Source organism: Desulfobulbus sp., from assembly GCF_030824455.1.
Lineage (GTDB): Bacteria > Desulfobacterota > Desulfobulbia > Desulfobulbales > Desulfobulbaceae > Desulfobulbus.
This window is the reverse complement of the sequence record NZ_JAVBXR010000102.1, coordinates 36417-54460: the sequence shown is the minus strand read 5'-3', so window position 1 is coordinate 54460 and position 18044 is coordinate 36417. Positions and strand designations below refer to the sequence as shown.

The 18044-nt window shown below is 62.9% G+C and carries 15 protein-coding genes and 1 riboswitch; of the genes, 4 read left to right on the top strand and 11 right to left on the bottom strand.

The features are described from left to right. Together RCH93_RS12520 and thiC are read right to left on the bottom strand one after the other, a co-directional pair. The coding region (locus RCH93_RS12520) for a nicotinate-nucleotide--dimethylbenzimidazole phosphoribosyltransferase (RefSeq protein ID WP_306548750.1) at positions 1–513 on the bottom strand (513 nt) is incomplete at its 3' end. Between the two features lie 81 nt (positions 514–594). Continuing rightward, entirely contained in the window at positions 595–1923 is a 1329-nt protein-coding gene (thiC, locus tag RCH93_RS12515) for a phosphomethylpyrimidine synthase ThiC (RefSeq protein ID WP_306548749.1), read from the bottom strand. Between the two features lie 90 nt (positions 1924–2013). After that, positions 2014–2223: riboswitch (cobalamin riboswitch) on the bottom strand. A 169-nt stretch (positions 2224–2392) separates the two neighbouring features. On the opposite strand from thiC, the gene RCH93_RS12510 reads away from it, so the two are divergent. Then, complete coding sequence (locus tag RCH93_RS12510) at positions 2393–2905, top strand: PaaI family thioesterase (protein ID WP_306548748.1); 513 nt, start codon at positions 2393–2395, stop codon at positions 2903–2905. A 78-nt stretch (positions 2906–2983) separates the two neighbouring features. Here the strand turns inward: RCH93_RS12510 and RCH93_RS12505 are convergent, their stop codons facing one another. From RCH93_RS12505 to ilvB, 3 genes are all read right to left on the bottom strand, one after another. Next, positions 2984–4210 (bottom strand): aminotransferase class I/II-fold pyridoxal phosphate-dependent enzyme, encoded by a 1227-nt coding sequence (locus RCH93_RS12505; protein ID WP_306548747.1) that lies wholly within the window; start codon positions 4208–4210, stop codon positions 2984–2986. A gap of 328 nt (positions 4211–4538) precedes the next feature. Then, positions 4539–4865, bottom strand: coding sequence for an ACT domain-containing protein (locus tag RCH93_RS12500; protein WP_306548746.1), 327 nt, complete (start codon positions 4863–4865; stop codon positions 4539–4541). Further along, on the bottom strand, positions 4852–6543 hold the full coding sequence (gene ilvB / locus RCH93_RS12495; RefSeq protein ID WP_306548745.1) for an acetolactate synthase large subunit: 1692 nt from the start codon (positions 6541–6543) through the stop codon (positions 4852–4854). Before ilvB ends, RCH93_RS12500 begins: the two co-directional genes overlap by 14 nt. A gap of 494 nt (positions 6544–7037) precedes the next feature. On the opposite strand from ilvB, the gene RCH93_RS12490 reads away from it, so the two are divergent. Together RCH93_RS12490 and RCH93_RS12485 are read left to right on the top strand one after the other, a co-directional pair. Next, positions 7038–7514, top strand: coding sequence for a DUF721 domain-containing protein (locus RCH93_RS12490; protein WP_306548744.1), 477 nt, complete (start codon positions 7038–7040; stop codon positions 7512–7514). Positions 7515–7675: 161 nt separating this feature from the next. Further along, positions 7676–7972, top strand: a complete 297-nt coding sequence (locus tag RCH93_RS12485) for an isoamylase early set domain-containing protein (protein WP_306548743.1) — start codon at positions 7676–7678, stop codon at positions 7970–7972. Between the two features lie 26 nt (positions 7973–7998). Here the strand turns inward: RCH93_RS12485 and RCH93_RS12480 are convergent, their stop codons facing one another. The 3 genes from RCH93_RS12480 to RCH93_RS12470 form a co-directional block, all read right to left on the bottom strand. Next, positions 7999–8553 (bottom strand): gamma carbonic anhydrase family protein, encoded by a 555-nt coding sequence (locus RCH93_RS12480; RefSeq protein WP_306548742.1) that lies wholly within the window; start codon positions 8551–8553, stop codon positions 7999–8001. A gap of 441 nt (positions 8554–8994) precedes the next feature. Further along, positions 8995–10392: an ATP-binding cassette domain-containing protein gene (locus RCH93_RS12475; protein ID WP_306548741.1), complete on the bottom strand. Its 1398-nt coding sequence runs from the start codon at positions 10390–10392 to the stop codon at positions 8995–8997. A 13-nt stretch (positions 10393–10405) separates the two neighbouring features. Next, the gene (locus RCH93_RS12470; RefSeq protein ID WP_306548740.1) at positions 10406–11359 is read right to left on the bottom strand and encodes an aldo/keto reductase; all 954 of its coding nucleotides are present in this window, start codon (positions 11357–11359) and stop codon (positions 10406–10408) included. A 283-nt stretch (positions 11360–11642) separates the two neighbouring features. On the opposite strand from RCH93_RS12470, the gene RCH93_RS12465 reads away from it, so the two are divergent. Next, a complete protein-coding gene (locus tag RCH93_RS12465; RefSeq protein WP_306548739.1) occupies positions 11643–13067 on the top strand; it encodes a diguanylate cyclase in 1425 nt (474 codons plus the stop codon). An 80-nt stretch (positions 13068–13147) separates the two neighbouring features. Here RCH93_RS12465 and RCH93_RS12460 read toward each other — a convergent pair whose 3' ends face one another. The 3 genes from RCH93_RS12460 to aroA all read right to left on the bottom strand — a co-directional run bounded on the left by RCH93_RS12460 (position 13148) and on the right by aroA (position 18043). Next, entirely contained in the window at positions 13148–15625 is a 2478-nt protein-coding gene (locus RCH93_RS12460) for a bifunctional aconitate hydratase 2/2-methylisocitrate dehydratase (RefSeq protein WP_306548738.1), read from the bottom strand. Positions 15626–15758: 133 nt separating this feature from the next. Continuing rightward, a complete protein-coding gene (locus tag RCH93_RS12455) occupies positions 15759–16721 on the bottom strand; it encodes a transporter (protein ID WP_306548737.1) in 963 nt (320 codons plus the stop codon). 47 nt (positions 16722–16768) lie between these two features. Beyond that, positions 16769–18043 (bottom strand): 3-phosphoshikimate 1-carboxyvinyltransferase, encoded by a 1275-nt coding sequence (aroA, locus tag RCH93_RS12450; protein ID WP_306548736.1) that lies wholly within the window; start codon positions 18041–18043, stop codon positions 16769–16771. Position 18044: the final 1 nt, after the last annotated feature.

The following is an 18044-nucleotide window of genomic DNA, read 5'->3' as shown; positions in this document are numbered from 1 at the left end:
CAGATCCAGCCCTTCTTCATCCGCCAGCTGATTGACGATCTCGATTCCCGCCTCCACCGAGCGGACCGCGTCTGCCCGACTCATCGCCGGCGCCAGCGCGAAGTTGGCGGTTCCCTTGCCGATTTTTTTGTGGAAGATGGGCAAATTCGGGGGAAAATCGTGGTTGACGCCCAGGTCGGCAACCCGCACCTCGGCCCCTGCATGGGCGGCGAGCACGCTGACCGAGGCCCCGCCCTGGATAAAGTTGTAGACCATCTGCGGGGTCACTTCCTGGGGGAAGAGGCTGACCCCTTCGGCCACCACGCCGTGGTCGCCGGCGCAGGTAACGATCATTTTCTTGCGGAAGCGGACGTCGAGCGTGCCGGCGATGCCCGCCAGTTGGGCGGCCAGCGGTTCAAGAATGCCCAGGCTGCCCTGGGGCCGGGCCTGATCGGCGAGTCGTTGCAGGGCTGCTTGATGGGAGCGGCTGTCCGGTGGACGGATGGCGTGGACGGCGGATTGAAGAAGTTGCATGGTGGTTCCTTGACGGCGGATTTCGCCTGGTGCGTGTGGTTTGAGGCGCGGGTTTCTGTTGCGACGGCGTGACGCGGTTATTCAACTGGTTGGGGTGATCGGGGCGATCTTGTCGCCGGCAATGTCGGCGTGAAAGACCTCCATCCCCTTTTTCATGGCGCAGAAATCGCCGCACATGGTGCAGGTGTCGCTGGCCTCCGGGGCGCGCGCAGCCCTGATCGCCTGCGCCGTGTCCGGGAACAGGAGATGGCGCTGGAGATCGTCCCAACGCATGTCGCGCCGCGCCATGGCCGCCTGTTTCTCGCCTTCTCGCCGATCCGGGTACTTGGCAACGTCGCCGATGCGCACCGCCAGCCGGGTGGCGCGCACGCCCTCGCGGACGTCGTCCTCGTTGGGCAGGGCCAGATGCTCGGCCGGGGTGATGTAGCAGATCAGGTCCGCGCCGTGCCGCGCCGAATTGGCCGCGCCGATGGCGGCGACAATGTGGTCGTAACCGGCGCCGGTGTCCAGGGGCAGGGGACCGAGCACATAGTAGGGAGCATTGCCGCTCATCCGTTTTTCCAGCTGGATGTTGGCCGCGATTTCATCCAGCGGCACATGGCCCGGACCCTCGACCATCATCTGGCAGCCCATCTCCCGGCCAAGCTCGGCCAGTTCGCAGTTGATGATCATCTCCGCCATCTGGGCCCGGTCGTGGCTGTCGTGGATGGCCCCGGCGCGGATGCCGTTGCCGAGGCTGAGGATGGCGTCGTGTTTTTTCATCAACCCGCACACCCGGTCGAACTGGGCGTAGAGCGGGTTTTCCTTGCCGGTGGCGTCCATCCAGGCCACCATGAAGGTGCCGCCTTTGGAGGCCAGCCCGCCGTAGCGAAAGCCCTGTTTGCGCAGCCGTTCGATGGTGTACTGGTTGATGCCGCAATGGATGGCCATGAAGCTGAGGCCGTCGGCCAGTTGGCGCTCGATCAGCTCGAACAGGAATTCGGGATCGAGTTTGGCGGGGTTTTTGTATTTGCGCGAGGTCTCTTTGAAGGCCTGGTAGAGGGGTACATTGCCCACTGGCAGGCTGGTGTTGGCCAGCACCTCGCGGCGGATGCGGTCCAGGTCGCCGCCGGCCGAGAGTTCCATCAGGGTGTCGGCGCCTTCCTCTTCGGCAATTTGGGCCTTGCGGATTTCCGCCGCCAGATCGCAGATGTCCGACGATGCCCCGATGGAGGCGTTGACCTTGGTCCGCAAGCCCGTGCCGATGCCGACCACCTTCTGGTGGGGCCGGGCCGGGTTGTTGGCGATGACGATCTCGCCCAGCGCCACCTTGGCCCGGATGTATTCGGCGCTGAGTCCTTCGCTGCGGGCCACGGCTTCCATCTGCGCGGTTATGGTGTTGGCGCGCGCATATTCAATTTGGGTTGTCATGTATTCTCCGTACGTTGCGACAGTCTGTATCCGGAAAAAGAAAAGGGTTTCAAAAGGGAAGAATCCTTTTGAAACCCTTTGCCATCGCGTTCCCAAGAAGCACTGATCTATACGTCTTCTGACTTCCAGATACAGCCGGATCGCGCCTTCCCAATCATCAAGGATGATCAGTGGCCGCCGTTCAAGGCGTGCGATCATTTATTCCGGTTACAGCGGCGGGACCGTCACGGATTTGCACCGTGTTCCGTTTATAGAACTGTCTTTATGTGTGCCTGTTGCACAGGTGCGGCAACCTACCATATTCACAGTCAAAAGGACAATCCCGAAAACGAGGGATTTTTTCAGGCAGGCGGGGGGAGGGGGCGGCTCCTGTTTTTCTTTGCTGTTTTTGCGGGTTTGGGTCTATAAGGGAGACGCGGATCGCGTCGGCATCCAGCGGAACGCTTTTTTAAGTCGAAGGGAGGGCTTGATGATCATTGATCTTTCACAGTTGCGCCCCATCGTGAACGTCGATGGGCAGACCTGTTTCGGGTGCGGCGTCAACAACCCGATTGGCCTGCACATGCAGTTTTTTACCGACGAACAGCGGGTCTATTCCCAGGTCGCGGTCCCGCCGGCCATGGCGGGTTGGGACCGGACCGTGCACGGCGGGGTGCTGTCGACCTTGCTCGACGAGATCATGGGCTGGTCGGTGATCTACCTGCTGGGCAAGATCGGGGTCACCAAAACCATGACCGTGGAGTTCGTCAAACCGGTGCAGGCCGGCCGGCCGCTGACCGTGGTCGGCGCCGTTGAGGCGACGCCGTCCGAGCGGCAGGTGGCGGCGACCGGCGAGGTATATTCGGAGGAAGGCGTGCTGTGCGCCAGAGCCACCGGCGTCTTTGCCGCCATGTCGACCCAGGCGGCGGTGCGGCTGGGCGTGATGAGCGCCGAATACATGGAGCGGTTCCTGCCGGTTCTGCAGCAAAAAGAGAGGGCGTGATCGGCCGCCGGATCGCCTGCGTTCAAGCCAACACGCCTCTCTTGCCCCAGCCATTTTTTACAGAGGCGGCCCGTCTTTTCAGCCTTGGGCGGTCCCGCTCCTGGTCTCCTGATCGATCTCGGCAAGCGCCCGCTTCATCTGTTTGAGGGCCTGGCGGATGCGGTTTTCGTTTTCCACCAGGGCCAGGCGGAGGTATCCGTCGCCTTCTTCGCCAAACCCAGCGCCCGGGGCAACGGCCACATTGGCGCGATTCATCATCTCCACCGCAAAGCGGATTGAGCCCATCTGGGCGTAGGGCTCGGGAATCTTCGCCCAGAGAAACATGCCGGCCTTGGGTTTCTCCACGTCCCAGCCCATGCGCGTCAGGCCGTCGCAGAGCGCGTCGCGCCGCTTCTGGTAGACCGCCACCTGCTCGACAATGGCGTCGTCGCAGTCGCGCATGGCGACAATCCCCGCCACCTGAATGGCCGAAAAGATGCCGTAATCGTAGTAGCCCTTGATCTTGGCCAGCCCGCCGACCATCTCCTTGTTGCCCACGCAGTAGCCCAGCCGCCAGCCCGCCATGTTGTAGGATTTGGAAAACGAGCCGAATTCCACCCCGACGTCGAGCGCCCCCGGTATTTCAAGAAACGACGGTGCCTTGAGGCCGTCGTAGGTGATCTGGCCGTAGGCAAAATCATTGATCACCATGAAATTGTACCGTTTTGCCAGGGCAACCATCTCCGCGAAAAATTCCCTGGAGGCCAGGGCGCCGGTGGGATTGTGGGGATAGTTGAGCATCACCAGCTTGGGATGCGGGTAGAGCGACTGACACATCTCGGCAACCCGGCGCAGAAACGCCTCCTCCGAACTGAGCGGAAAGCGCAGCACGCTGGCCCCGGCGATGACTGCGGCGTAGATGTGGATGGGAAAGGCGGGCGAGGGCACCAGGACCGTGTCGCCCGGACCAAGCAGGGCCAGACAGAGATGGGAAATGCCCTCCTTGGAGCCGATGGTGCAGATGACGTCGTCCTCGCCGGTGAGTTCCACCCCGTATTTGCGTTTGTAGAACAGGGCGATCTCCCGCTTGAGATTCTTCATGCCGCCGGCCGCCGGGTAGCGGTGGGTCTTGGGATCGACCGCCGCCTCACACAGCTTTTCCGTGACCCTGTCCGGGGTCGGGTCCATGGGGTTGCCCATGCCCAGATCGATGACGTCAATCCCCTGCCATCGTTTTTCCATCTTGATTTTGTTGATCATGCCGAAGAGATACGGCGGCAACTGATTCATGCGTTCGGCAAAGCGGATGGTAACCTCGTTGTTCATGACAATCTCCTGTGGAAGGAATGAAAAATCGGGGCCAGGGGCTTGGGTTCGCAGGCGAAAAAAAAGCCTGAACCGCATTCGGTCCAGGCTGAAAAAAACGCCATGGACCGGGGGTTCCAGTCCATGGCAAGCTTCGGTTGAGTGATGTGTTAGAAAGCAACCGGTCGCCAATGAACTGGGTTCATCGCCGCCGCTGCCGCGACTTGGTGTTGCATTGGTTGCCTTGTTGCCTGCTTGTCTATTGGTTGTGGCGCGTGCTGCCTTGGTGCTCTTTTTTCTAGCGTGGTTCTGCGGCGTTGTCAACCCTGGGTTGGGGGTGGCGGCGGCTTCAGCCGATCCGGGCCATCATCGCCTCCATCTCGCTGACGCCGGGCCGGGCGTCGGGCCGCTCCTCGATGGCAAGCACGTCTTCCAGCTTGGTCAGCTGCTTGATCACCTGATCGAGCTTGTCGGTTTCGTCGACCTTGAGCCAGATGCAGCTGGTTACGCCCTGATCGACGGCGCTGCAGAAGATGCCCTCGAGATTGAAATTGCGGCGGACAAAGAGGCCGCAGATCTGGAGCATGACGCCCGGATGGTTGTTGACGGTCAAGCGCAGGATGGCGGTGTTCACGGGTTGGGCCTCCGATGGGTTGTGGGTGTCAGTTGCGGGCATGGCTGCCTCCGATCATGGTGGTGTTGGCGGCGCCTGGCGGCACCATGGGGGTGACCTCTTCTTCGATGTCGATCGGCACGTTGATCAGACAGGGGCCAGGCGTCTGCATGGCCCCGGTCAGCAGCGCGTCCGGGTTGTCCGCGCCGTCCAGGTCAAAGGCCTGCAAGCCGAAGCCCCGGGCAATGGCGGCGAAATCGACCTTGATCCGGTAGGAGGAGGCGAAATATTTCCGCTCGTAGAACAACCGCTGCTGCTGGCGAACCAGACCCAGGCTCTGGTTGTTGAGCACCACGATCTTGACCTGCGCCTGCTGTTCAACCGCCGTGGCCAGCTCCTGGATGTTCATCTGCAGGCTACCGTCGCCGGTGAAGCAGACCACCGGTTTGTCCGGGTGGGCCAGGGCCGCGCCGATCGCCGCCGGCAGGCCGAATCCCATGGTTCCCAGACCGCCCGAGGTGAGCAGCTGCCGGGGGCGGGTGAGGGGGTAGGCCTGGGCGACCCACATCTGGTGTTTGCCGACGTCGGTGCTGATGTAGGCCTCGGGCCCGGCCAGCTCCGCCACCTGACGGATGAGGTGAAACGGCCGGCCTGGGGCAAAATCATCGGGATGAAACCGGGGGTGATCCTGCTGCAACTGGCGGATGCGGCGGCGCCATTCCGGGCGCGGCCGTTTCTCGATATGGGGCAGCAGGGCGATAAAAGCGGCGCGGGCGTCGCCGGCAATGCCCGCGTCAACGGAACGGAGTTTGCCAATCTCGCTGGCGTCGATATCCACGTGAATAACCTTGGCCCCTGGGCAAAAGGCGCTGATCCGGCCGGTGGCCCGGTCGTCAAAGCGAACGCCGGCCGCGATCAGCAGGTCGCACTCTTCCATGGCCAGGTTGGTGGCGCGGGGGGCGTGCATGCCCAGCATGCCCAGCGACAGCGGATGTTCCGAAGGCAGAATGCCCAACCCCATCAGGGTGACCACGGTGGGGATCTCGCCCTGCTCGGCCAGCTTCCGGGCCACGCTCGCCGCGCCGGCGTGGATGACGCCGCCGCCAAGATAGAGCATCGGCCGGGCGGCGGCGTTGATCATGGCCGCAGCCGCAGTAATCGCCTGCGCCCCATCGGAGGCGGGGGAGCGCTCAACGCCGGCGGCCAGGGGTTCCGGCCAGGACTCGAAGGAAACCATCTCGGTCTGGACGTCCTTGGGCACGTCGATCAGCACCGGACCGGGGCGGCCGGACCCGGCCAGCTGGAAGGCCTTGGGAACAATGGTCAGCAGGTCGGCCGCCGAGCGCACCAGATAGTTGTGTTTGGTGATCGGCATGGACATCCCGTAGGTGTCGACCTCCTGGAAGGCGTCGGTGCCGATCAGGGCGCGGGGCGTCTGCCCGGTGATGCAGACCAGGGGCACAGAATCCAGATAGGCGTCGGCCAGGGCGGTCAGCACGTTGGTGGCGCCTGGGCCGGAGGTGGCAAAGCAAACCGCTGGTTTGCCGGTGGTCCGGGCGATGCCCTGGGCAATGAAGCCCGCGCCTTGCTCATGCCGGGCGAGGACGTGGCGAATGGTCGTGCTGGCGGCCAAGGCGTCGTACAGGGGCAGGTTGGCCCCGCCCGGAATGCCGGCAATGGTGTCTACGCCGAGCTGTTCTAGTTGACGGATGATGATTTGCGCGCCGTTGAGTGTGTGCATGGTGGGTTCCTCCTGTGGATAAAAGTGTCGGTTCTTAGGGCAAAAAAAAACCCCTGCCGGCTGGCGCCGGCAGGGGTTGAAATCTCATGTCTGGATTTTTCCCGCTACGGCGCCTCGATGCCTGTGCGCACCACGACCACCACACTCACGAGAAGGAGCGCCAGGGCGGTAAAGATGTTGGTGATGCGGGAAACGGTTTGCATGTCGAGATCGTTTATTTGGGGAAAAATGTGCGCTCAACAACGAGCGGATGGTTGTCTGATAACTGAAGCCGGGCCGTTCGTCAAGCGGAATGTCGCTGTCGGGCCGGGCTGTTTGCGGGCCTGGAGGACGGTTGCAGCCCGGTCCATGGCCGCTGTTTAGGCGTGGACATTCTTTCAAAAGGGGCTAGTATGCCACGAGGCGTGGGCCGGGTCGCTTCTGGCCGGCCCCCTTTTTAACGGATTCGCCGCCCCATTGACACCGCCGCATTGCAGCGCTGCAGACAGGAAAACATGACCAAAGAGCGCACCGGCTCCAACAAAAACTCCATGGCCCCCCTGGGCGAGCTCTTCTCCGGGGTCTATGCCGAAAAACAGTGGAAAAACCAGTGGCGGTTGTACCATCTTGCCCGGGAATGGCCGACCATCGTCGGCCCCGAGGTGGCCCGATTGACCATGCCGGCCTTTTTCCGCCAGGAGACCCTGTGGATTTATGTGCAGGATTCCGCCTGGATGCACCACCTCCAGTTCATCAAGCTCGACCTGCTCGTTCGGGTCAACCAGGCCCTGGAGGAGCAGCCGATTGTCGATCTTCGCTGGCAACTGCAGCCGCATCTGCCGCCGCAGCCCGAACGCCGTCTTCCCGATCCCCAACCCGTGGACGCTGGCCAGGAACAGTCGTTTCGGCAGATGACCGACGGCATTGCCAATCAGGACTGCCGGGAGGCCCTGCAACGCCTGTGGCGCATTTTTGCCGCCTATCCCCGGTAAATCCGGATGCCGCCTGGTTGCGCCATCTGCCCTCCTCGCCGGGCAATAAGTGCTTGCCCCGCCGCGTCGGCTCATTTACAGTATTTGCTGTTGACCTCGCGTCGCCCCTCTCCCTTCCCTTCGTCCCTGTCGCTCAACGCCAACCAGGCAAGGAGAACGTCATGCTGAAGAAAAGCTATTCCAAAACCGGCACGGTCTGTCGGGTCACCTTCAAATACACCAATGAAGAACAGGCCGAATCCGCCGTCCTGGCCGGCGAGTTCAACGGTTGGTCGCTGCAGCAAACCCCGATGAAAAAATTGAAAGACAACAGCTTCTCCGCCACCCTGTCGCTGCCGGCCGGCCAGACCTACCGTTTTCGCTATGTGCTTGACGGCGGCGTCTGGGTCAATGATCCCGAGGCCGACGGCTACGCCCCCAACGAATACGGCGAGGCCAATTCGGTGCTGACCATCTGAGCAACGCCCCGGCTTCGGGGCCTGCGCTAAAAGCAGTCGCCCACCCGAGCCTGGTGGTACTCGTTTTTCAGGGCCACATAGCGTCGCCACGAGGCCTGCATCTCCAGCACCTGGGCCTCGCTGACCTCCTTGACCACCTTGGCCGGCGTGCCCATGATCAGGGAGCGCGGCGGGAACTGCTTGCCCGGCGTCACCACTGAGCCGGCGCCGACGATGGATTCCCGGCCGATCACCGCGCCGTCGAGGAGAATCGCCCCCATCCCGATCAGGCAGAGATCGCCCACGGTGCAGCCATGGAGAATGACGCGGTGGCCGACGGTGACGTCGCAGCCGATGATGGTGGGATGGCCGTCCTGGTCGTCCCGCTCCGCGCCCGCATGCTGGGTGATGTGGAGCAGGGAGAGGTCCTGAATGTTGGTTCGGGCTCCGATGCGGATGCGATGCACGTCGCCGCGCACCACGACGCCGAACCAGAGCGACACGTCTTCGCCCAGAATTGCGTCGCCGATCAGGGTGGCGTTGGGCGCCACCCACCCGCCTGCGCCGACCTGCGGCTGATAATCTCGGTATGGCAGTATCATCTATTCTCCTTGCGTGGTTGACCTGTTGTGACGGCGCGGGTTTGCCCCAGGCCGTCAGTTGCGGAATCCGTTCGATCCCTTGCGCGTCGTTGCGATCAATCATCTCGACCACGAATCCGCCAAACATCCTCGATCCGGTCGGAAAGGGTAGGCCAGGGCGTAGGCGAGATCTCCGTTCGCGAGGACCTTCCCCCCGCCTGTTCGCGCGCCTTGTCTTGCCACTCACCGCTGAAGATGCAAAGGCGTCCATCAGACAGCGTCCCTCAAGCGGACGTCCATCAAACGAACGGCCAACTCGCGGCCGACAATAGCCGCCTGGCGGGCAGCCCCTCTGCCTGTATACGGAATCGCCGTTCGGGTGTCAAACGAAAAGCCGGCTGTCGACGTCAGCGCCGCGCCGAGGGATCGCCAGCCCCGACCACGCCCACAAAGTGGCGGTTTTCAGGCAAAACGAATCTGTTGACGGAAAAACTCGCGGTGTTCGTCAAGGCGATGGCTGACGTAGAGGATGGTGGACAGTTGCTCCTCTGCAATCCTGGCCAGGACGTCGAGCAGGGCGGTGCGGTTGCTCTCGTCCAAGCCCTGGGTGGGTTCGTCGAGGATCAGCAGGGGCGGTCCTTTGATCAGGGCCCGGGCCAGCAGGATCAGGCGCTGCTCGCCGTAGCTCAGCTGGCGGAAGGCGTTATTGGCCTTGGCTTCCAGGCCCAGCCGGCCGAGCCAGCGGCGGCCAAGGTGCTGTTGCGCGCTGCTGGGCCTGGTGTAGAGGCCGATCGAGTCGAACAGGCCGGAGAGCACGATGGCCAGGGCGCTGCCGGCAACGCGATGGTTGCGGTGCAGATCCGGGCTGACGATGCCCATCTGCCGCTTCAGCTCCCAGATCGATTCGCCGCTGCCTCGCCGCCTGCCCAACACCGTGAGGTCGTTGACGTAGCAGAGCGGGTGGTCGCCGGTGATCATCTGCAGCAGGGTCGATTTGCCGCAGCCGTTGGGCCCGGTGATCAGGGTGTGATCACCCCGGTTGACGATCAGATCGAGGTTGTTAAAGACGGCAACCTCGTCGTAGCGGGCAAAACCTTGGCGCAGGGCGACGAGAACGTCGCTTTGCGCGTCCGGCATCTTGTCGCCTTCCATCTGCCGCTCCCGGCGCAGTTCCTCCACCGAGACCCGGAAGAGTGGCGACTGGCGCGACAGCAACTCTTTGGCCTTCTCCTCGGTTTCGGCGCGCGGGCCTTGGAGGGCGAGCGCACCCTCGGCAAAGGCCCCCAGGTGGGTGCACCAGGGCGGGATGTCGGCGCTGTTGTTGATTAGGATCAGCAACCCCAGGCCCTGGTCGCGCAGTTCGGTCAACAGGCGATCCAGTTCCAGGCAACTGGCCTGATCAAGCCCTTCGTAGGGATTTTCCAGGACCAGAAAAGCGACGCCCCGGGTGATCTGCTGCAGGAGGCAGAGTTTGCGCGCCTGGCCGGAGCTGAGTTGGCGATAGCCCCGGTCAAGCAGGTCGGTGAGCGCAAAGAGATCGATCAGGGCGCGATGCTTTTCAATGTCGGTGAGGAAGGCGCGGGCCGGGGAACCAGGATCGAGCCGGCCCAGAAAATCGGTGTCGTCCTTGCGCAGTTCCGCCTCAAAGATCGACTGCTGCCCCTTGAACGAGAGCAGGCCAAGGTCTTCCGGCAACTGCAGGCGCTCGGCGCGAACATCCACCGCCTCGCCGGCAACCACGTCGCACAGCCGTTCAATCCCCGATCCATTGCCGCCGATCAGGCACCAGGCCTCGCCCGGACCGGTGTGGAAACGATCAATGCGCAGCCCCTCGGCAACAAGATGGTCAATAACCAGCATGCCGGCCCCAGCCTTATTCGTCCCAGAGATTGGCAAGCGTGTACGGCGAACCCGATCCCGCAAAAAAAGAGCCGTCGACAAAGCGGTAGCCCCGGTCAAGCGCGGCCATCTCGGCCATGTCCTGGGCGTCGAGCGTCAAGTCGGCGGCCGCCAGATTCTGCCGCAGCCGTTCCGGGTTGACCGATTTGGGGATGACCACGGTTTTGCGGCCAAGTCCCCAGGCAAGCAGCGTCTGCGCCGGAGTGATCCCGTGTTTGGCCGCGATCCGGAGCACGATTGGATTGTCGAGCAGGGTGGGCTCGTCGCTCTTTTTCATGCCCGCCGGCCGGTCGCCCGAACCCAGCGGCGAGTAGGCGGTGACCTGGATGTTGCGCTCCCGGCAGAACGCAAGCATTGCCGTTTGTTGCAGGTAGGGGTGGAGTTCGATCTGGTTCATGGCCGGCTGAATGGCGGCCTGGGCGCAGAGGGCTGCCAGTTTGGCGACGCTGAAGTTGCAGACCCCGATGTTGCGGACCAAGCCCTTGTTGACGCAGGCCTCCAACGCTTTCCAGGTTTCGCGGATCGGCAGGGCGTCCAGGGTGATGTAGTCCTCGGCGCGCTGGGGAAACATCACGCCGGGTTTGAAGGCCACTGGCCAGTGGATCAGATAGAGGTCAAGCCAGTCGACCCGCAGATCGGCCAGCGTCTTTTCCAGGGCCGGTTGCACCTGATCCGGCGCATGGGCGTTGTTCCACAGCTTGGAGGTCAGCCACAGCTCCTGGCGCGTCGCTGTGCCGGCAGCCATCGCCTCGGCGATGGCCTGGCCGACCTCTGCTTCGTTCTGGTAGGCCGGGGCGCAGTCGATGTGGCGGTACCCTGCGGCCAGGGCCTCTTTGACCGCCGCATAAACCACGCCGGGGGCTGATTTCCAGGTGCCGAGGCCAAGGGCGGGAATGCGGTCGCCGCTTGCTAAAGGGAAAAATTGCATGGCATGCTCCGTGTGCGCTCCGCAAGGTGATTGGCGGCAAAGGAGGATTCCTGTTTGCCGCCGGGCCGAGGCCGGGCGCAGAATAATGGATTGCTGATTGGATTGACTGTAAAAAGAGCGCAAGGATAGGTCAAACAAATAACAGCTGGCCTCCAGTGTTCCGTTGAGCGATCCGTTGAGCGATGCGGGTGCCCCCCTGGGCGGAATGCAGCGTCCTGCGCCTTTCTCCTTGTCGCCGGAGCAGAGTATTCTATACAATGAAAGAGAAAAAGGCGGGTGTCGAATGAATGAACGAAGGAACAGCATCAACCAAGGGGGGCCTGTCGCGGCAATGAAAGAAATCCCAGGGCAAAAAATCAAGATGCCGGAACGATTGACGCCGGTTCCGCAAACCGTGGTGGTGGTGGACGACAGCGCCACCATGCGCGCCATCATTCAAAAAGAGCTGGACGTGGCCGGTTTTTCGGTTGTCGCGTTCAGCGACGGCTTGGACGCCCTGTCGTCGTTGCGCTGGATGCAGAAACCGCCGGACCTGATCACCCTGGACATCGACATGCCCAGGATGGATGGCTTTGCCTGTTGCCAGCGGCTGCGGGAAATGGAAGCGCAGGGACAGTTCGGCAACGTGGCCGCCCCTATCCCGGTGCTTTTTGTGTCGGCCAACGACACCTTTGAAAATCGCAGACGCGGTTTCCACCTCGGCAGTCTGGAGTTCATCTCCAAGCCCTTTGACCGCGGCGACATTGCCGCAGCGGTGAGCAAGGTGCTGCAGCCGCAGTCCACCTTCGCCGGCATGACCGCGCTGGTGGTCGACGACAACAAGAGTTTGCGCAATATGGTTGCCGCCTGTTTGAGTCGCATCGGTCTGGGCGTCCTTGAGGCGGGGGATGGACGGCAAGCATTTGAATTGATGAAGGAAAACCTTGCTGTTATTGACATCGCCATCGTCGATTTCGACATGCCGTTGATGCGCGGCGACGAATTCATCCATCTGGCCCGTCAATTTCCCGAAACCGAGCACCTGCCCATGCTTTCCCTCAGCGGTGCTGATGAAACCCAGGCGGTGCTGCGGATGTTTCGCGCCGGCGCCAGCGATTATCTGGTCAAACCCTTCATCGCCGAGGAGTTGCTGGCCAGGGTGCAGGTGCATCTCCAACTGCGCCGTCACATGCGCTACCTCGAAGAGATGAACAAGAACCTCTACGACAGGGCGGTCAACGATTCCCTGACCGGGTTGCGCAACAAACGGTATTTCCAAGAGGCCTTTGATGAAATGTTCGCCCGGACGAAGCGATCCCGCAGCGAACTCAGTTGCCTATTTTTTGATCTTGACCATTTTAAAAGGGTCAACGACACCTGCGGACACGCCTTTGGCGACTATGTGCTCAAAACTATTGGCAGCTTGGTGAAAAAGAACGTCCGTTGCGGCGACTTGGCCGCCCGCTTCGGCGGTGAAGAGTTTGTCGTTGCCCTGCCCAACACCAACCTGGATCAGGCCAAGTTTGTCGCCGAGAAGATCCGTGCGTTGGTTGAAGCCCATCAATTCAGCGATCAGGGCCGCCATTGGCCGGTTACGGTCAGCATCGGCGTGGCCTCCCTGGTCGAGGATCAGCCGACCTCGGCCTCAGGCTTGTTGCAATTGGCGGACCAGGCCCTTTACCTGGCCAAGGACGGCGGCCGCAACCGGGTGGAAGCCCACACCATGTAACCAACCGGGCCTCAGTGATTGCTTGTCTGTCTGTTGTCCGCCTTGCCTTGGCCGCGCGCTGAGGGGCGCGCACGTTTGCGTCATTCGTCGCCGAGCAGTCCTTTCCTCTCCAGAAACGTGAAATATTCCTCTGTGGTGGGCAATTTGCCTAGGAGGGCGGTGATTGCCGTGAGTTCGGTGGAACCGAGATAGACGCGGGCGCCGTCGCCGAGACGGTTGTCGAAGTTGCGGGTCGAGGTGGACATGACCACTGCCCCCGGCCGGACCCTGGCCTGATTGCCCATGCACAGGCTGCAGCCGGGAATCTCCACCCGGCCGCCGACCTGGGCAAAGACGCTCAAGCCGCCTTCCCGCTGGATGGCGTCTCGATCCATGCGGGTAGAAGGCGCAATCCACAAGCGGCTGACCGCATACGGTTCGTCGCGCAGCAAGCGGGCCGCCGCCTGCAGGTGCGACAGATGGGTCATGCAGGAACCGATGAAGGCCTCGTCAATGGCGGTCCCGGCCACTTCGCTTAAGGCGCGCACGTCGTCGGGGTCGTTGGGACAGGCCAGAAGCGGTTCGGTGATCGCGGCCAGATCAACCTCCAGCACCGCCTTGTATTCCGCCTCTGGGTCGCGGCTGAGCAACTCAGGTTTGGCCAGCCAAGCCTCCAGCGCCGCAATCCGCCGCTCCAGCGCCGCCCGATCCTGGTAGCCTTCGGCAATCAACTCCCGCAACAGAACGACATTGCGCTCCACATTGGCGACCACCGCCGCCGGCGACAGTTGGACCGTGCAGGCGGCGGCGCTGCGTTCGGCCGAGGCGTCGCTGAGTTCAAAGGCCTCCTCGACGCTGAGATCCTCCACGCCTTCGATTTCCAGGATCGTGCCGGCAAAGACGTTCTTCTTGCCCTGCTTGGCCACGGTCAGCATTCCCTGCTGGATGGCCGCGTAGGGGATGGCGTTGACCATGTCGCGCACCGTGACGCCCGGCCTGCGTTGACCATGGAAACGGACCAGCACCGACTCCGGCATTTCCAGGGGCATGAAGCCGAGCGCCCCGGCGAAGGCCACCAGCCCGGAACCGGCCGGGAAGGAAATCCCCAGGGGGAAACGGGTGTGGGAATCGCCGCCGGTTCCGACGGTGTCGGGCACCAGCATCTTGTTGAGCCAGGAATGAACGACGCCGTCGCCGGGCTTGAGGGCCACGCCGCCGCACGCAGCCGTGGTTTCGGTCATGGTCTGCCAGCGGCCAAGGTCCGAGGCCTTGGGGTAGGCGGCGGTATGGCAGAACGACTGCATGAACAGATCGGCCTTAAAGCGCAGGCAGGCCAGTTCAGCGATCTCCTGCATGGTCATGGGACCGGTGGTGTCCTGGGAGCCAACAGTGCTCATGCGTGGTTCGCACACCGTGCCCGGCGCAACGCCCCGCACCCCGCAGGCCCGGCCCACCATCTTCTGGGCCAGGGTGTAGGCCTGGCCAGCCTTGGGCGCGGGATTGGCGGTTTCTTTGAAAATCGTCGGGAAGGGCAGGTCCAGGGCCTCGCAGGCCCAGCGGGTGAGGTTGCGGCCGATGATCAGGTTGAGTCGGCCGCCGGCGCGATATTCATCCAGCAGGGTTACGGGGGCCGGTTGGAGCGGGACGGACGACCCCTGTTGATCGTGGAGGGCCCATTGGCGGAGGTTAAGGGTCAGTTGATCGCCGGTTTTCAGGCGAGCGACGTCGCATTCGATGGCCAGCACCCCGGCGTCGCGGGCGGTGGCGTAAAAGATGGGGGCAATGGCGGCCCCGAGCACCACGCCGCCCCGGCGTTTGTTGGGTGTGTGGGGAATATCCTCGCCCAGCAGCCAACTGACGGAATTGATCGCTGATTTTCGCGACGATCCGGTGCCGACGACGTCGCCGGCAAAGGCCACTGTGTGGCCCTGGGCGCGCAGTTCAGCCATGGCGTCGATGCCCCCGGGGAAGCGGGTTTTGCCGAAAAAGGCGGCGTGCAGGGGGATGTCGGCCCGAGACTGGGCCTGATTGCCGGGGGAAAAGTCGTCGGTGTTGATCTCGCCTTCCACCTTGTACACGGTGCAGACAATCTGCTCCGGCAACTCCGGGCTGCGGGTGAACCACTCGGCTGCGGCCCAGGATGCGAGCACGCCGCGCGCGGCCGGAATTTCCTTGGCCAGTGCGACCACCTGATCAAAGGCCTCGTAGATCTTGGTCAGCCCTTTCAGGGCTTCGGCCGCAGGCTGCGCCAGGGACTCGATGCGCAACAGGCGCAGCAGAACCGCGACATTGTAGCCGCCGCCCATCTGCGCCAGCAGACCAATCGCCGCCTCGGGGGGAAAACCATCGACGGCGACCTTGCCCAGCGCCGCCTGCTCCAACCACTCGGCCTTGACGCCGGCGGCCTTGGTGACCCCCGGCTCCACCCGGTTGGCAAGCAGGTGGAGCAGCACTTCGCTCTCCGCATGCCCCTGGTTCAACAACGCAGTGAGTTCCCGGGTCTGCTCGGCGGTCAACGGCAGAGGCGGCGCCCCCAAGGCGGCGCGGGCGGCGGCTTCCTTCCTGTATTGTTGCAACATGGGCGTGCTCCTTTACCTGAGAATGAGTGGAGATGAAAACGCCAGCTCTCCCCACGGGAAGAAAAGCTGGCGATCAACCGCTTGCGCGCCTCGGCGCGCAAGCAGGGAAGAAGACGGCGGCGTGCGCCGATGTTTAAAAAGATTTGGTCAGGGTGGCGATGAATTGCGAACCCTCGGGGCTGTTCTCGGCGCCGTATTCCTGCAGATAACGGAAATTTACCTGGAACAACTGCGGCAGCCAGAACAGGTTGAGTTCCGCGCCAACGGCATGCACCTGTTTGCGCTGGTCGGCGTCAACCATGGGCGGCTGGTCATCGCTGTCGTCCTCGATCTGCCAGTAGGAGTAGCCCGTCAGACCAGGGCGGATCATGCAGCTGTTGCCCACCTTGAATTCTTTGCCAAGGCCGTACTCGATCACGAATTCGGAACCTGGGGTGACGTTGGTGTCGTCCTGTTCGCTGTTCACCAGGGTCCGGGTCAGGGCGCTGATCGACCAGGTGCGCTGTTGGTCAAGATAATAGGTCCCGCCGAGGGTCAACAAACCCGACCAGTAGCCCAGTCCTGGCGAGGCGGCCTCGCTGGCGTCATAGCTGCCGGTGGGCAGCACAACCCCCAAGCCGAAGGTTGCGTCCCATCGGGCGCCGTGCCAACCCAGCACAAAAGGTTCGACCGTAATGTCGCCGACGCTCAACGAGTGGCTGTCGGAAACGCCCAGAGCGGCTATGGTGACGTCCTGGTCCACAAAGGGTACAATCACGTCGTAGAGATAGTCGGCCCCCAGGATTTTAATGTTGGTCACATAAATAAGCCGTTGGGCGGTTGCCGCCGCTTCCAGATCAAAGCCAACGTTGGCGGAATCGCCGCTGTTGTTGGTCAAATCAGAGGCGTCGTAGAAGACGTTGTACATTCGGTAATGAAAGCCCGGAGGCGGGGCCGAACCGGCCAACACCCCTTCAATGCCGTAATTGTAGTGGGAACCCATGGTGGCCGCACCGGCCAGCGAAAAAGTTCCCAACGCCATCCCCAAACAGCCGCTCACCGCTCCCGTCCATTTCCAGCCCATCGCCCTGCCGCTCCTTTGTTGGTTGTGATCCATCGGCCTCTCCCCCTGAGACGCCGCCTTGCTGTCGGTTGCCGCCGCCCTCAGGCCAGCCGGCGAAAACACTCCCAGAAGTTGGGAAAGGATTTGACCACGCAGTCCTCGCCGGTGATCTCCACCCCGGGAATCCGCAGACCGGCCACGGCAAAGCTCATCGCCATGCGGTGATCGTTGTACGTGGTGATGCTGGCCCCATGCAGATTGCCGCCGCCCTGTCTGCCGTGAATAATCATTCGCGCTGGTTCCTCTTCGACCTCCGCCCCCATCTTGCGCAGTTCGTTGACCACCGCCGACAACCGGTCGCATTCCTTGATCCGCAGATGGGCAATGTTGTTGATCACGGTCGTGCCCTCGGCAAAGGCCGCCACCACGGCCAGGGTGGGGGCGACGTCGGGCATGTCGCCCATGTCGAGTTCAATGCCTTCCAGTGCGTCCGGGCCAATCACAGTGATGCCGGCGCCGGTCTGTTCGATCCGGCAGCCCATCCGCGCCAGATAGGGCAGGAGCTTGGCGTCGCCCTGGAGCGAGGGCACGGGCACGTTGGCCACAGTCACCCGGCCGCCGGTGACGGCTGCGGCCGCCCAGAAATAGGAGGCGCCGGATGCATCGCCTTCAATGCTGTAGGTTCCGCCCTGGTAACGTCCCTGGGGGATGCGGAAAAAATTAAGCCCCGGCGCGGCCTCGACCCGGATCCCGAAATCGGCCATCACCGCCAGCGTCATTTCCACATAGGGTTTGGAGAGGATCTCGCCGTGCACCTCCAACTCGGCGGGCGCTGCGGCATAGGGCGCCACCAGCAGCAGGGACGACAGATATTGGCTCGACTTGCCTTCGGGAAGCACTGTGCGGCCGCCGGCCAACCCGTTGGAGCGCAGGGTCAGGGGCGGGCAGCCGTTGCCGGCGTCGCTGACGATGTCCGCCTGCCAGCCGCCGAGCGCCTGCATCAAGGGCAGGATGGGGCGCTGGGTCATGCGTTCGCTGCCGGTGATGTGGAAACGGCCGTGGCCAAGCGCCGCCACCGAAGTCAGAAAGCGGGTGGCGGTGCCGTTGTTGCCGAGAAAAATGTCGCCGGCCGGCTCGGCAATGCGGCCGCCGTTGCCCTGAACCAGCCAACAGTCGGGATCGCGGTCGTCGCAGGCAACGCCCATGGCGCGCAGCGCCTCCATGGTGAAATGGGTGTCTTCACTGGCCAGCGGTCCGATCAAGCGGGACTCGCTTTCGGCCAGGGCTGCGGCGATCAGGGCGCGTTGGGTCAGGCTCTTGGAGCCGGGAACCTTGACAACGGCGTCAATGGCGGCGACAGGGGTTATGGCGATCATA

What these genes read in the sequence shown, in the direction of transcription:
- thiC (WP_306548749.1), bottom strand. Translation starts at nt 1,923, where the DNA reads ATGACAACCCAAATTGAATATGCGCGCGCCAACACCATAACCGCGCAG.
- RCH93_RS12510 (WP_306548748.1), top strand. Translation starts at nt 2,393, where the DNA reads ATGATCATTGATCTTTCACAGTTGCGCCCCATCGTGAACGTCGATGGG.
- RCH93_RS12505 (WP_306548747.1), bottom strand. Translation starts at nt 4,210, where the DNA reads ATGAACAACGAGGTTACCATCCGCTTTGCCGAACGCATGAATCAGTTG.
- RCH93_RS12500 (WP_306548746.1), bottom strand. Translation starts at nt 4,865, where the DNA reads ATGCCCGCAACTGACACCCACAACCCATCGGAGGCCCAACCCGTGAAC.
- ilvB (WP_306548745.1), bottom strand. Translation starts at nt 6,543, where the DNA reads ATGCACACACTCAACGGCGCGCAAATCATCATCCGTCAACTAGAACAG.
- RCH93_RS12490 (WP_306548744.1), top strand. Translation starts at nt 7,038, where the DNA reads ATGACCAAAGAGCGCACCGGCTCCAACAAAAACTCCATGGCCCCCCTG.
- RCH93_RS12485 (WP_306548743.1), top strand. Translation starts at nt 7,676, where the DNA reads ATGCTGAAGAAAAGCTATTCCAAAACCGGCACGGTCTGTCGGGTCACC.
- RCH93_RS12480 (WP_306548742.1), bottom strand. Translation starts at nt 8,553, where the DNA reads ATGATACTGCCATACCGAGATTATCAGCCGCAGGTCGGCGCAGGCGGG.
- RCH93_RS12475 (WP_306548741.1), bottom strand. Translation starts at nt 10,392, where the DNA reads ATGCTGGTTATTGACCATCTTGTTGCCGAGGGGCTGCGCATTGATCGT.
- RCH93_RS12470 (WP_306548740.1), bottom strand. Translation starts at nt 11,359, where the DNA reads ATGCAATTTTTCCCTTTAGCAAGCGGCGACCGCATTCCCGCCCTTGGC.
- RCH93_RS12465 (WP_306548739.1), top strand. Translation starts at nt 11,643, where the DNA reads ATGAATGAACGAAGGAACAGCATCAACCAAGGGGGGCCTGTCGCGGCA.
- RCH93_RS12460 (WP_306548738.1), bottom strand. Translation starts at nt 15,625, where the DNA reads ATGTTGCAACAATACAGGAAGGAAGCCGCCGCCCGCGCCGCCTTGGGG.
- RCH93_RS12455 (WP_306548737.1), bottom strand. Translation starts at nt 16,721, where the DNA reads ATGGATCACAACCAACAAAGGAGCGGCAGGGCGATGGGCTGGAAATGG.
- aroA (WP_306548736.1), bottom strand. Translation starts at nt 18,043, where the DNA reads ATGATCGCCATAACCCCTGTCGCCGCCATTGACGCCGTTGTCAAGGTT.